We start from the raw sequence: 12,697 nt of genomic DNA, 5'->3' as shown, positions 1-12,697 counted from the left end.
TGATTTTGATAGATGTTGACTTTTTTAGAAGGTTTGATATAGTTTAGAAAAAGAAGAAATTATTGCAGGAAGGCAGCAGGCATATGAAGAAGGATTTTAGAGGATATTTATTGGTGTATTTTACGGGAGAGCATGAAAATGGGGAGCAGGTATATTTTTCAATCAGCGAAGACGGCCTGCACTGGAAGGACTTAAACAGGCAGAGGCCGGTGCTGATATCGGCCATTGGAGAGAAGGGGGTAAGAGACCCTTTTATCATCCGTTCCGCTGACGGAAGTAAATATTATATCATTGCCACAGATTTAAGAATCGCAAATGGAAAGGGATGGGAAGGCGCTCAGTATGAAGGCAGCCGGAATATCATCCTGTGGGAATCGGATGACCTTATTAACTGGTCGGAGCCAAGGGCAGTTGAAGTCGGGATAGAGTCGGCCGGCTGTGTTTGGGCGCCTGAGGCTGTTTACAACGAAAAAAGCGGTGAATATATGGTATTTTGGGCTTCCATGGTTAAGGAAGAAGAAGACAAGGCAGCAAAGCAAAGAATTTACTGCTCGTTTACAAAGGATTTTAAAACCTTTACCAAGGCCAGAAAATATATGGAACGAGAGAATCATATTATCGACACGACCATAGTAAAGGATAAGGAGTACTATTACCGTATATCCAAGGATGAAATTACAAAGGCCATTACGGTTGATAAATGCACAGATTTAATAGAGGGGCCTTTTCTTCCGGTTCCTTCCGCTGACCTGGAAAGAATATATGGTGTAGAAGGGCCGGCAGCTTTTCCGTTAAAGGGAACGGAGGAATGGTGTCTTCTGCTGGACCGGTTTGCAACAGACGAAGGCTATATGCCTTTGCTTACAAAGGATTTTTCAAAGGGAGTGTATGTTCCTTCAACGGATTATGATATGGGTGAAGTTAAGAAAAGACATGGTTCCGTTTTATGTCTCAAGGAAAGTGAGTATGAAAATCTGCTTCGGGCATATGATTGTAGAAATCCTGTTTTGGGAGGCTTATACGCTGACCCTGATCTGCTTAAGGTTGGTGATACCTATTATTTATATCCTACGACAGATGGATTTTCCGGCTGGTCAGGCACAGTTTTTCATGTGTTTTCATCAAGGGACAGGGTACATTGGAAGGATGAAGGGGTAATACTTGACGTAGCCTCTGAGGATGTACCCTGGGCGGCAGGCAGTGCATGGGCCCCTGCCATCGTTGAAAGAAATGGCAGATACTTTTATTATTTCTGTGCTAAAAGGAGGGACGGGATATCCTGCATTGGTGTTGCCACAGCCTCAAGTCCCGCAGGTCCATTTACGGCAATGGAGGAGCCTTTCATAACGCCGGAGATACTTGAGGGTATGAATATCAAAATCAGCCAGACGATTGATCCTTCTGTCTTTGTGGATGATGATAATACTCCTTACCTGCTTTTTGGCAACGGAGAGGCTATTGTTGTCAGATTGGGAGAGGACATGGTAAGCATAGAGGCGGAGACCATGAGGAAATACGAGGGCGCTTATGATTTCAGAGAAGCTGTTACGGTGTTAAAGCGGGATGGCCTTTATCACTTTACCTGGTCCTGTGACGACACAGGCAGTGAAGATTACCATGTTAATTATGGAGTATCGGACAGTATTTTCGGCCCCATTGAGTACAAATATCCGATTCTGGTAAAGAATCCGGACAGAGGGATTCTTGGGACAGGGCATCATACTATTATGAAGGAGCCGGGCAAAGAGGAGTACCTGATTGCCTATCACAGATTCTGCACTCCTTTAGGCAGGCATCCGGAAGAAGAGGGCTATAACAGGGAAGTATGCCTGGACTGGCTGGAATTTGACGAGAAGGGCTTTATGAAGAAGGTTACAGTTACAAAATAGATGGTAAATTAAAAAGGCTCCATGCTTTTCCTTTAAGAATTCTGGAAAAGCATGGGGCCTTTGAGCTGTTTAATTTGTCTGTGTCAAGAGTGCTCTTGAACATGAATAACAGCGTATAGTGAATAATAATGCTGACAGCTGTATGTTACCTATTGAAATGCTGCCCTTTTGTTCTTGCCGTTTAACTGCGGAGCTTATGGCTTTTGGAAATCAGTGCCGGCAGTCTGGTAAGCAGAAAATAAATCATTGCAACATCAATGGGGAGTTGGATGATGCTCTTTAATATTCTGATTGCCATAAGAGCCATAAAGGCCTTATCGTAGAGCATATAAAGCCATAAGGGAGTCAGCAGGTTGTCGATGACAAGCATAAGTATAAGCTTTGTAACGATTACCCTCTTTAATGTAATCCTCTTTTTGTAGAAGGAAAAGCCAAATACAAGGCCCATGATGATTGCATTCAGTGTAAAACCAGGAAAGAACGGACCCTGAGGTGCTGCGATATAATTCAGGATATCGCTTATGGCTCCGATAATACTTCCGGCGGCAGGTCCAAAAAGCATGCTGCCAAGGGCAAGGGGAAGATAGGAAAAGGTAATGCGGAGAAATGGTCCTATCATAACGGTTCCAAAGATACCAAAGACAACGCAGAGAGCCAAGAGCATGGCGCAGATAAGCAGATTGTTCAGCTTCTTTAATTCCTGGGAAGATTCCTTTAATGTCGTAAAAAAATCCATGGTGCTACCTCCTTTTCAAAATTGTTGCAAAAACAAGTGCTACAATGAGAAGGTATGACCTGTCATGTAGCAGCGGGATGCGAATATCGTACCGCAAGTTTTACCTTTTCGTTCACCGGACAACTCCCCGTTCCGATGACACTTAACGCACGAAATCCTACTCTGCTATATTCGTTTTTGACTAAAGCTACTATAACAGAAATCCTATGGGCAGGCAATAGTAAAATTAATTAATTCCCTGCTTTTCGACACTTTTTTCCAAGATGAAAAAGTACATAATTATGCTATAAATTCAAGTATTTCTGGCATAACAGTGACATAAGGAGGAATATAATATGCTAGAATTATGTTATGCAAGTATGCTCTTCCTAAAATGGACAGGGGCATTCCAATAGAATAAAGTGCAGAAAGGATGAGAGCATGGATAAGCAGGAAGAATATATGATACCCAACAGAGCAGAATACATAAGGCTTGCAAGGGAAAGCTGTAACAGGAACCAGTCAATGAATACAACCGGCAAGGCAAAGAGCGGATACCGCAATAAAGAGATGTTCATACCGGAAGACGGCAGCTTTACAGGAGCAGCAGCGGATATGGGAGCGGGGCAGTCAAGGGGATTGAAGCTCTTTTTAATCCGTCTGATTTGTGCAAGCCTTTTATTTCTTGCCGTATTTTTAATGGATCAATTTAATTTCCAGATCAAGCAGGTAAATGTAAGCATGATTGAAAGCCAGATATCCGATAGTATCGGCGTGAAAGAAGCACAGGATTTTTTTGTATCTGTTTTGGATAAGTTTCGCTGATTCCTAACTATGGACCGCCTGTCAAATGGTCAGTTTTTCACAAATTTCCTGTGGTATATTGAAACAGGGCATTTGCCGGGCTTATCTGAAGCAACTATATAGGTTGATTTTAATTTAAAACCTAATTCAACTTATATAATCCATTTATATGAAAGGAAATGGATTGTTTTTTTACTTATATTAGTCTATAATTAAATTTATGTTTTAAATAATAACACATTGATTCACATAATTATATTATGTAAACCAATGTGTTTTTCTAAGGTCTGGCATTTTCCTTGTTACAAAAGCTGTGAAGGTGAAATAATCAGACAGACGCTGGAAATACAACAAAAGAAGTGGAGAGTAGTTGAAAAACGGGATATACTTTTCAACTAGGTACTCAAAGAATACCAAATCAATGATTTGATATTCACGAAAGGAGTTCGAATGAATAAGCTGGCCTTATCCGATGAGATTTTAATGACCATAGACAAGCCCGCCAGATATATTGGAAATGAGACAAATATGGTTGTGAAAGATACAAAAACTGTTGATATCAGGTTCTGTATGTGCTTTCCTGATGTTTATGAGATAGGTATGTCCCATCTTGGCATACAGATTCTTTATGATATGTTTAACCGCCGCGAAGATACCTACTGTGAGAGGGTATACTCCCCCTGGCCTGATTTGGACAAGATCATGAGAGAGAAAAAGATTCCCCTCTTTGCTCTGGAATCCCAGGAGCCCATTAAGGATTTTGATTTTCTGGGAATTACCCTCCAATATGAGATGTGCTATACCAACGTACTGCAAATCCTTGATTTATCCGGAATACCCTTGCTGGCAAAAGACAGGACGGAGGAGGACCCCTTTGTATTGGGAGGAGGACCTTGCGTTTATAACCCGGAGCCTCTTGCCGATTTCTTTGACTTCTTCTATATCGGAGAGGGAGAAACGGTCTACAACCAGCTGCTGGATATCTATCAGGAGCATAAGAAAAAAGGGGGAAGCAGAAAAGAATATTTGGAACAAATAGCGGAGATTGAAGGAATCTATGTGCCTTCTTTCTACGAGGTTACCTATAAGGAAGACGGCACCATAGAAAGTTTTACAAAAAACAATGCCCATGCCAGGGAAAGAATAAAGAAGCAGGTCGAAATGAACCTTGAAAATACCTACTATCCGAAGAAACCTTTGGTTCCCTATATCAGAGCGACCCAGGACAGAGTAGTCCTTGAGATTCAAAGAGGCTGCATCAGAGGCTGCCGTTTCTGTCAGGCAGGAATGGTATACCGCCCTGTCAGAGAGCGAAGCATGGATTTTTTAAAGGAGTATGCTGTTGAAATGCTTCGTGCTACGGGACATGAGGAAATTTCCTTAAGCTCTTTAAGTTCCAGTGATTTTTCCGGCTTACAGGAGCTGGTGTACTTTTTGATTGAGGAATGTAACCGGCAGAAGGTCAATATTTCCCTTCCTTCCCTTCGTATTGATGCCTTTGCACTGGATGTTATGAACAAGGTACAGGATGTCAGAAAAAGCTCCCTAACCTTTGCTCCGGAAGCAGGTACCCAAAGACTTCGTAATGTTATCAATAAGGGACTGACGGAAGAGAACATCCTTTCCGGTGCCATGGAAGCCTTTAATGGAGGCTGGAATAAGGTTAAGCTGTATTTTATGCTGGGGCTTCCCACGGAAACAGAAGAGGATGTTGAGGGAATAGCAGTATTATCCGATCAGATTGCAAGAGAATATTATACCATTCCAAAGGATCAGAGAAACGGCAAGGTAAGCATTACTGCCAGTACCTCCTTCTTTGTTCCCAAGCCCTTTACACCTTTTCAGTGGTCAAGAATGGATACGGCAGAGGAATACCTGAATAAACAGCATTTCCTGAGGTCAAAATTCAATGAGCAGTTAAATAAAAAGAGTATTAAGTACAACTGGCACGAAGCGGAGCTCAGTGTGCTGGAGGGTGTATTTGCCAGAGGCGACCGAAGAACAGCAAAGGCTCTTTTGGCGGCCTATCAGGAAGGCTGTCTCTTTGATTCCTGGACCGAATTCTTTTCCAATGAGAAATGGGAAAAGGCTTTTGCGGATACCGGCATTGATATCGGCTTCTACACCAGCAGAGAGAGGGAAGAAGAGGAAATCCTTCCCTGGGATTTTATAGATGCAGGTGTTTCCAAGGCATTTTTAATTCGGGAATATAAAAATGCCCGGGAAGAAAAAGTTACTCCTAATTGCAAAATGGCATGCTCCCATTGCGGTGCGATGGAATTCGGAGGCGGCATCTGTTATATCCCAAGACAGGAGGTAACCACTCTATGATGGTACGAATGAAATTTATTAAAATTGGACCCGTAAAATTCATCGGACACCTGGATATCATGCGCTTTTTCCAGAAAGCGGTGCGAAGAGCAGGCCTTGACGTGGAATATTCCCAGGGCTTTAACCCTCATCAGGTCATGTCCTTTGCTTCTCCATTGGGAGTTGGGTTAACCAGCGAAGGAGAGTATCTGGATGTTTCCTTTCACAGTCTTGAGGACAAGCAGGTCGTATTAAAGAAACTGAATGATGCTATGAATGAATTTATTCAGGTAACGGATATGGTGGTATTAAAAGACGGAGCCAAGAACGCCATGGCAAGTGTTGCCGCAGCGGATTATCTGGTATCGGTAAGGGATGGCTATGAATTTATGAACCGGAATGAATTTCAGGAAAAATTTACCGGTTTTATGGCGCAGGAAAATATCACAGTATTAAAAAAATCAAAAAAGAGTGAAAAGGAAACTGATATTAAGCCTTTTATTTACTGCCATGCATTTGCAGAGACAGAGTTTTATAAGGGTACTTCCGGAAAGGCCACCCTGCCAGAGGTTTATGACAATGGTGTTAAGGTGTATCTTAAGCTGTCCTCCGGCAGTGTAAATAATATAAAGCCTGAACTTGTCATGGAAGCCTTTTGTGAATATGCAGGGATACCCTTTCATGAATTTGCCTTCCAGATGCACCGCATTGAACTGTATGGAGAAACAGGAACAGAGAATGGAGCCTATATTCCTTTGTCAGAGGTGGGCTATGAAGCATAAACTGATTATCACAAAGGATGGGGATAGTATTGTATCCTCTGTATTTGAAGAAAAGGAGATGCTTCAGGTCAATGTATTCGGTCTGCAGGAGGAAAATCCTCTTGGAAATATCTATGTGGGAAAGGTCAAGAACATTGTTGCCAATATTGCTGCGGCCTTTGTAGAATATGAAAAGGGTAAGATGTGTTATCTTTCCCTGGAGGAAGTAAGAAATCCCATATTTTTAAATTCCAAAAAAAATGAAAAGATGGTAGTAGGGGATGAAATTCTGGTTCAGATTGCCAAGGCAGACGTAAAGACCAAGGCCCCGGTTGCCACGACAGGACTTAACTTTACGGGAAAGTATCTGGTGCTTACCCACGGAAACAATATTATCGGCATATCCGGCAAGATTGGGGACGAAGAGGAGAGAAAGCGCCTTAAGACCCTAATGGATGCCTATAAGCATACAGAATATGGATTTATCGTAAGAACAAACGCCGCCAAAGCAGAAGATTCCGTACTGAAAGAGGAGGCAGAAGCACTTATTTCTCTTTATAGGGAGACCCTAAGCTATGGAACACATAAAACCCCTTTTTCTGTGGTTTACCGGACCTTGCCCGGATATCTCTGTGATATCCGTGACAGCTTATCAGAGGCCATAACGGAAATTATTACCGATGACAGGAAGCTCTATGAGGAGATTGCTTCCTACCTTGGCAGATACCAGAAAGAAGATTTAGAGAAGCTTAGGTTCTATGAAGATAACCTGCTTTCCTTAAGCAAGCTCTATGGGATTGAAGTAAAACTGGAAGATGCCCTGAAGAAAAAAGTATGGCTTAAATCCGGCGGAACTATAATTATTGAACCTACCGAGGCTTTGACCGTTATTGATGTCAATACAGGAAAAGCGATTTCCGGAAAGAGAAAGGTACAGGAAACCTTTTTTAAGCTGAATCTGGAAGCAGCAGAAGAAATCGCAAGGCAGATAAGGCTGCGGAACCTGTCAGGTATTATTATTGTCGACTTTATCGATATGGAGGATAAGAGTGCCAAAGAAGCACTTATGAGGTTCTTCGAGGAACAGCTGAGGAAGGATTCCGTGAAAACGGTATTAGTGGATATGACAGCCTTGAACCTGGTGGAAGTGACAAGAAAGAAGGTGAGAAAACCACTCTATGAACAAATTAGGGAAGAATAAAACCAATGCCGCAAGGTTGTTGGAACAGGCGGGCATTTCGTATGAAACATATGAATATGAGCCGGATGAGAATAACCTGTCCGGTGAGCATGTGGCTGCCCAGATAGGGATTCCGCCGGCCCAGGTCTTTAAGACTCTGGTAGCAAGAGGAAAAGAAGAAATCTATGTATTTTGTATCCCTGTGAAAGAGGAGCTTAATCTGAAAAAAGCAGCCCAGGTTACCGGTGAGAAAAAGATTGAAATGGTCCACCAAAAGGACCTATTGGGCCTGACAGGATATATCAGAGGAGGCTGTTCCCCCATAGGTATGAAGAAAAAATACCCCACCTTCATGGATGAAACGGCACAGCTTTTTGATACCGTAACTGTCAGTGCCGGCGTCAGAGGCTTACAGCTGGAAGCAGATCCGGTTTCCCTTATGAAGTTTGTGCAGGGAATCTTTGCAGACTTGACGGATTAAGTTCCAATTCAATAGAAGCCGATTCTTTCGTTTTTTCTCTTCCAGGTGTAAAAAAGGCTGGATAACTAAATAAGAGCAGATGAGTTAATAAACGGATTATTATAAGAGGCAATTCAAGCTCAGAATTTTGGGGCGCTTGAATTGCCTCTTGTTTTAAGCTTTATATTGCAGAATAAAATCGGCGATTTCATTCTTACGGCCGGTTAAGCTTCCCTGAACCATTTCCTTGCTTCCGCCGCCTCTTCCCTGAAAGCTTTTATTAAGGGCTGTTCCCAAGGGCCTTATGTCTATGGTTTTAGCACACAGGACATAGCGGTATTCTATGGACTCATCTGTCTCAGAAAGGTCTGGGCTGCTTTTGGCAGACGGAAAGAAGATTCCGGTAACTCCATCTCTGCGGTCCTTTAAAAGATTGGCATAATTTCTTAGCTGATTGTCTTCGACTTCATTGTCGAAAACAGTATAGGGCTCTGTTCCAAAAGGGATGGACTCTGCCTTATAGGTTAAAAGCTTAAGAGAGAGTGCGGAAAGCTTTCCTTCCAGGGCTGTTTTCTCTTCCTTCAGATGTTTTACGGCCTCGTCTGTTTCATATATCCTGGCGGAAAGCAGCACGGAAATATTCTGGATACTTTTTTCTTTCCGGTTATAATCCTTTAAGGCTCTGTTTCCGCAGAGAATTTCCATACGGGTTCCGCCCTTATAGCTTTGGAAGGATACAATTTTAATCAGGCCCACTTCTCCCGTAAACCTGACATGGGGAGCACAGCAGGCACAGGTGTCAATTCCTTCTATGGTCACAATACGGACCGCACCGGATAATTCTTTCTTACTGCGGTAATCTATGTTTTTTAACTCATTCTGGGTGGGATAATAAGCTCTTACCGGAAGGTTGTGAAATACGGCTTCATTAGCCTTTTCTTCCATTGCTCTTAAATCCTCTTCCTTAAGAGCACCGCTAAAATCAATGGTAACCATATCTGCTCCCAGATGAAAGCCTACGTTGTCATAGCCGTAATGTTCATGGACCAGGCCGGATAGGATGTGTTCCCCGGTATGCTGCTGCATAAAGTCAAATCTGCGGCTGCGGTTGATTTCACCTTTTACGGAGATACCTTCCGGTATAGGAGCTGTTAATGTATGATAGACCACCTCTTCTTTTTCCTGCACATCTATGACTTCCATGCCATGAAGAAAGCCCGTATCACAGGCCTGTCCGCCGCCTTCCGGAAAAAAGGCAGTAGTATCCAGTATGACTTCATATGTTTTTTTATCAGCTTTCGATATTATTTCCCGGCAGGATAGGACCTTTGCGTTAAATTCAGAAAGATAGCTGTCTTCATCATATAATTTTATCGTTTTCTCTGTCATTGTAATTCCTTTCTCATTTAAAATGTCGCTATTACATAGTTCTGCGTATATTTTCGATTATATACATGCCATGATTAACATTTTAACAGTTTCATCTGTGTTTTACCATCCTTTTTAAGGATGATAAAATAAAGCTTAATGAGAAAAGTCCAGATTAATTGCTTTTTTCCAGAGCCATCATGATTTCATCGCACCAGTCAATGGCAGCCCTGGTATTTAAAATGCCCAAACGAAGGGGGGCGTATAAGAATAATTCTCTTTCCGGAACCACATCCTTTAAGCCTTTTTGAAGGTCTTTCTGCATGAGCTGGTATTTATCCAGCCTGTCGCAATGCATCTTTCTGTAATCGGACAGCATTCTTAGGATAGCTTTCTTATCCAGATTACTTGAAAAGGTGAATTTTAATAAAAACTCCGACCTTTCAGGCTGATAGCCGGCCGGCTCTGCAAGCCACCTTAAAAATTCCTGTCTGCCCGTTTCGGTAATGGAATATACCTTCTTTCTGGGTGAGGAAGACTCGTCTGTTTGAATCCATCCATCCTCCAGCAGCTGGTTCAATACAGGATAGATATGTCCGAAATTTTCATTCCAAAAGTTTGAGATGACAGTATCACAGTATTTTTTAATATCATATCCGGTTCCGGAATGGATGCTTAGAATTCCAAGAATCGCATAACGGGTTTTATTTTTTAATGCCATTTTTAACCTCCATTTGCTGTATAACATCGGCTGCTTTGCGGTATCCCCCTGCCTGCCGGGATATTCTGCTGAAATCCTTACAGTTATCCTGATAGGAAGTGTCTGTCAATATGGTATTAACTGTATTCGCCATAAGCTGGGCAGTGATTTCTGTAAATTTCAGTGACATACCCAATCCATGGGTCAAGACCTGCCTGGCTGTTATAAACTGGTCATTTACAAGGGGAACAACAATGGCTGGCACTCCATAATACAGGGCTTCGTTTATACTGTTAAGACCGCCGTGGCTGATAAAGAGTACACAGCGCTTTAATAATTCCAGCTGGGGGGCCTGCCGGCACAGAATAATATTACCGGGAATGTTCCCAAGGGATGAAATTTCTATTTTACTGCCCACGGACATTACAACCTGATATTCCGAATTGCTAAAGGCTTCCAGGCATATTTTATAGAATCCGGCAAGCTCTGTATTTATACTCCCCATGGAAATATAGATAAGGGGATTACCCGTTAGCCTCTGCCAGGGAAAGTCCATATCGTCCTGCCTTTCTCCTATAGAGGGCCCTGTAAATATGTAACTGTCGTCAAAGGCCTCGCTGCCGGGATTAAATTCCTTAGCGGTATATACAAGGGTAATATCACCCCTTGATGCAAAAAATTCTAAAGCATCCGGTACTCTGACTCCCAGACGGGCACATTCCTTTTGAAGGACAAGATAGAATTCATCCAGCTGCGGATGGCAGCCGCTTATAAGCTGTTCCCTTTCGATAGGAAGCCTGTTAAGGGCAAAAGTAGTGGCAGAGCATATGGATGGTATTTGCAGTATGGAGGGAAGGAAACTGCCTCCGCCTAAATAGGAATCATATACTAAAACATCAAAGGAAAGATTCTGTATCCGGTTTAGCAGTACAGGCACCATAGCTATATCGTATTTCAGCTTGTATTCTAACAGGGTATAAAATGGATGGTTACCGGAAGAACGAAAATTTTTATTGAATTCTTCAATCTCTGCTCCTGAGCTGATGAAATGAGCCCCCACAGACTCCAGTTCTTCCTTAAAAATCTCCGAAGCAAAGTACCATACCTCCTCACCGCGGCTGACCAGTTCCTTTACAACTGGCAGGGTGGGATTGAAGTGGCCCTTTAAATTACCGTTAACAAATAAAATTTTATGCATTTTTTCCTCCTTTTCGCACATGCTTTCATGTATATAGCAGATTCTTTCTACTATATCAGTGCCAGAAACCAGAAGTATATCACTCTGATATAATATTTTTACTAAGGATATATCACTCTGATATAATTGTCAATAAGAGTTTTTTAGAAAAGAGTCTTTGATAATTGGGCTCATACGTCAGACGTGTAAAAATTTATTTTATTCGTTGACAATAACTGGCTTATATGCTAGACTAATCTAGTGTGCCGCACAGCGAGGTTTTGAAATCTATTTTAATATACTATTGTAAATAGATACCAAAGCTGGCGAGTAATGATAATAGGAGGTGTGCCATATGTACGCAATTATTGCAACAGGTGGTAAACAGTACAAAGTAGCCGAAGGCGATATCATTAAAGTAGAAAAGCTTGGTTTGGAAGCTGGAACAACTTATACCTTTGACCAGGTACTTGCTGTAAACAATGGTTCTTTCGTAGCAGGAAATCCTACGGTAGCCGGAGCAACAGTTACTGCATCAGTAGTAGAAGAAGGCAAGAACAAGAAAGTTATTGTTTACCGTTATAAGAGAAAGACCGGATATCACAAGAAGAATGGTCACAGGCAGCCATATACCAAGGTTAAGATTGAAAAAATCAACGCATAACATAAGGGTTAAGTTATGATAACATTATCCGTATATAAAGATGCAGACGGAAAAATAACAGGCTTTCGCAGCACAGGACATGCAGGCTTCGCAGAAAGCGGACAGGATATCGTATGTGCAGCTGTTTCGGCTCTTGTCATTAATACCGTCAATTCTATTGAAACCTTTACTTCCGATACCTTTGATTTGAAGGAGGAAGAGGGGATGATAGATTTTAGGATTGTTTCAAAACCTTGTAATGAATCAACTTTGTTATTAAATTCCCTTTTTCTTGGCATTAACGGGATCAGGGAAGATTACGGAAAGAAGTATATTAAATTTGTTTAGCGGGATTTTCCTGCGGCATTTATTCAAGGAGGTGTAGGTTATGTTGAAAATGAACCTTCAATTGTTCGCCCATAAAAAGGGTGTTGGTTCTACCAAGAACGGCAGAGATTCTGAGTCCAAGAGATTAGGTGCAAAGAGAGCCGACGGACAGTTTGTTTTGGCTGGTAACATCCTTTACAGACAGCGCGGTACCAAGATTCATCCCGGCATCAATGTAGGACGCGGCGGAGATGATACCTTATTTGCATTAGTTGATGGTGTTGTTCGTTTCGAAAGAAAAGGCAGAGACAAGAAACAGGCTTCTGTTTATCCAGTAGAATCCAAATAAGATGAAACTTTAGG

Annotated in this window: 13 protein-coding genes and 1 riboswitch; of the genes, 9 read left to right on the top strand and 4 right to left on the bottom strand. The window is 42.0% G+C overall.

The genetic code is table 11. The features are described 5' to 3' along the window. The first annotated feature begins 83 nt into the window (after positions 1-83). Entirely contained in the window at positions 84-1,889 is a 1,806-nt protein-coding gene (locus BUB77_RS30355; RefSeq protein ID WP_073272921.1) for a glycoside hydrolase family 43 protein, read from the top strand. Between the two features lie 181 nt (positions 1,890-2,070). On the opposite strand, the gene BUB77_RS00980 is transcribed toward BUB77_RS30355, so the two are convergent. After that, on the bottom strand, positions 2,071-2,625 hold the full coding sequence (locus tag BUB77_RS00980; protein ID WP_073271989.1) for a folate family ECF transporter S component: 555 nt from the start codon (positions 2,623-2,625) through the stop codon (positions 2,071-2,073). A 68-nt stretch (positions 2,626-2,693) separates the two neighbouring features. After that, positions 2,694-2,792, bottom strand: a riboswitch (THF riboswitch). A 253-nt stretch (positions 2,793-3,045) separates the two neighbouring features. Here BUB77_RS00980 and BUB77_RS00975 point away from each other — a divergent pair. From BUB77_RS00975 to ybaK, 5 genes are all read left to right on the top strand, one after another. Further along, entirely contained in the window at positions 3,046-3,429 is a 384-nt protein-coding gene (locus BUB77_RS00975; protein WP_073271986.1) for a hypothetical protein, read from the top strand. Positions 3,430-3,858: 429 nt separating this feature from the next. Continuing rightward, entirely contained in the window at positions 3,859-5,739 is a 1,881-nt protein-coding gene (locus BUB77_RS00970; protein WP_073271984.1) for a TIGR03960 family B12-binding radical SAM protein, read from the top strand. After that, on the top strand, positions 5,736-6,500 hold the full coding sequence (locus BUB77_RS00965) for a TIGR03936 family radical SAM-associated protein (RefSeq protein WP_073271981.1): 765 nt from the start codon (positions 5,736-5,738) through the stop codon (positions 6,498-6,500). Before BUB77_RS00970 ends, BUB77_RS00965 begins: the two co-directional genes overlap by 4 nt. Then, a complete protein-coding gene (locus tag BUB77_RS00960) occupies positions 6,490-7,680 on the top strand; it encodes a ribonuclease E/G (protein WP_073271978.1) in 1,191 nt (396 codons plus the stop codon). The genes BUB77_RS00965 and BUB77_RS00960 overlap by 11 nt, the downstream gene beginning before the upstream one ends. Continuing rightward, positions 7,658-8,140, top strand: coding sequence for a Cys-tRNA(Pro) deacylase (gene ybaK, locus BUB77_RS00955; protein WP_073271976.1), 483 nt, complete (start codon positions 7,658-7,660; stop codon positions 8,138-8,140). The genes BUB77_RS00960 and ybaK overlap by 23 nt, the downstream gene beginning before the upstream one ends. 153 nt (positions 8,141-8,293) lie before the next feature. On the opposite strand, the gene BUB77_RS00950 is transcribed toward ybaK, so the two are convergent. From BUB77_RS00950 to BUB77_RS00940, 3 genes are all read right to left on the bottom strand, one after another. Beyond that, positions 8,294-9,508, bottom strand: a complete 1,215-nt coding sequence (locus BUB77_RS00950) for an alanyl-tRNA editing protein (protein WP_073271973.1) — start codon at positions 9,506-9,508, stop codon at positions 8,294-8,296. Positions 9,509-9,662: 154 nt separating this feature from the next. Then, positions 9,663-10,208, bottom strand: a complete 546-nt coding sequence (locus tag BUB77_RS00945) for a PadR family transcriptional regulator (protein ID WP_073271969.1) — start codon at positions 10,206-10,208, stop codon at positions 9,663-9,665. Beyond that, positions 10,192-11,385, bottom strand: coding sequence for a macrolide family glycosyltransferase (locus BUB77_RS00940; protein ID WP_073271966.1), 1,194 nt, complete (start codon positions 11,383-11,385; stop codon positions 10,192-10,194). Before BUB77_RS00940 ends, BUB77_RS00945 begins: the two co-directional genes overlap by 17 nt. Before the next feature lie 334 nt (positions 11,386-11,719). On the opposite strand from BUB77_RS00940, the gene rplU reads away from it, so the two are divergent. From rplU to rpmA, 3 genes are read left to right on the top strand one after another with little or no spacing between them, the layout of a single operon-like run. After that, positions 11,720-12,028, top strand: coding sequence for a 50S ribosomal protein L21 (gene rplU / locus BUB77_RS00935; protein WP_073271965.1), 309 nt, complete (start codon positions 11,720-11,722; stop codon positions 12,026-12,028). 15 nt (positions 12,029-12,043) lie between these two features. Further along, on the top strand, positions 12,044-12,355 hold the full coding sequence (locus tag BUB77_RS00930) for a ribosomal-processing cysteine protease Prp (protein WP_073271962.1): 312 nt from the start codon (positions 12,044-12,046) through the stop codon (positions 12,353-12,355). A 40-nt stretch (positions 12,356-12,395) separates the two neighbouring features. Then, positions 12,396-12,683 carry a 50S ribosomal protein L27 gene (gene rpmA / locus BUB77_RS00925; protein WP_073271959.1) on the top strand — a complete coding sequence of 96 codons (288 nt, stop codon included), beginning with the start codon at positions 12,396-12,398 and terminating at the stop codon, positions 12,681-12,683. Positions 12,684-12,697: the final 14 nt, after the last annotated feature.

Origin of the sequence: Anaerocolumna jejuensis DSM 15929, assembly GCF_900142215.1 — a bacterium.
Taxonomy (GTDB): domain Bacteria; phylum Bacillota; class Clostridia; order Lachnospirales; family Lachnospiraceae; genus Anaerocolumna; species Anaerocolumna jejuensis.
Note: the sequence above shows the minus strand (reverse complement) of the source record. Positions and strands in the feature narration are given on the sequence as shown.

Excerpts from the sequence above, each read along its gene's own strand:
- BUB77_RS30355 (WP_073272921.1), top strand. The coding sequence starts at position 84 with ATGAAGAAGGATTTTAGAGGATATTTATTGGTGTATTTTACGGGAGAG.
- BUB77_RS00980 (WP_073271989.1), bottom strand. The coding sequence starts at position 2,625 with ATGGATTTTTTTACGACATTAAAGGAATCTTCCCAGGAATTAAAGAAG.
- BUB77_RS00975 (WP_073271986.1), top strand. The coding sequence starts at position 3,046 with ATGGATAAGCAGGAAGAATATATGATACCCAACAGAGCAGAATACATA.
- BUB77_RS00970 (WP_073271984.1), top strand. The coding sequence starts at position 3,859 with ATGAATAAGCTGGCCTTATCCGATGAGATTTTAATGACCATAGACAAG.
- BUB77_RS00965 (WP_073271981.1), top strand. The coding sequence starts at position 5,736 with ATGATGGTACGAATGAAATTTATTAAAATTGGACCCGTAAAATTCATC.
- BUB77_RS00960 (WP_073271978.1), top strand. The coding sequence starts at position 6,490 with ATGAAGCATAAACTGATTATCACAAAGGATGGGGATAGTATTGTATCC.
- ybaK (WP_073271976.1), top strand. The coding sequence starts at position 7,658 with ATGAACAAATTAGGGAAGAATAAAACCAATGCCGCAAGGTTGTTGGAA.
- BUB77_RS00950 (WP_073271973.1), bottom strand. The coding sequence starts at position 9,508 with ATGACAGAGAAAACGATAAAATTATATGATGAAGACAGCTATCTTTCT.
- BUB77_RS00945 (WP_073271969.1), bottom strand. The coding sequence starts at position 10,208 with ATGGCATTAAAAAATAAAACCCGTTATGCGATTCTTGGAATTCTAAGC.
- BUB77_RS00940 (WP_073271966.1), bottom strand. The coding sequence starts at position 11,385 with ATGCATAAAATTTTATTTGTTAACGGTAATTTAAAGGGCCACTTCAAT.
- rplU (WP_073271965.1), top strand. The coding sequence starts at position 11,720 with ATGTACGCAATTATTGCAACAGGTGGTAAACAGTACAAAGTAGCCGAA.
- BUB77_RS00930 (WP_073271962.1), top strand. The coding sequence starts at position 12,044 with ATGATAACATTATCCGTATATAAAGATGCAGACGGAAAAATAACAGGC.
- rpmA (WP_073271959.1), top strand. The coding sequence starts at position 12,396 with ATGTTGAAAATGAACCTTCAATTGTTCGCCCATAAAAAGGGTGTTGGT.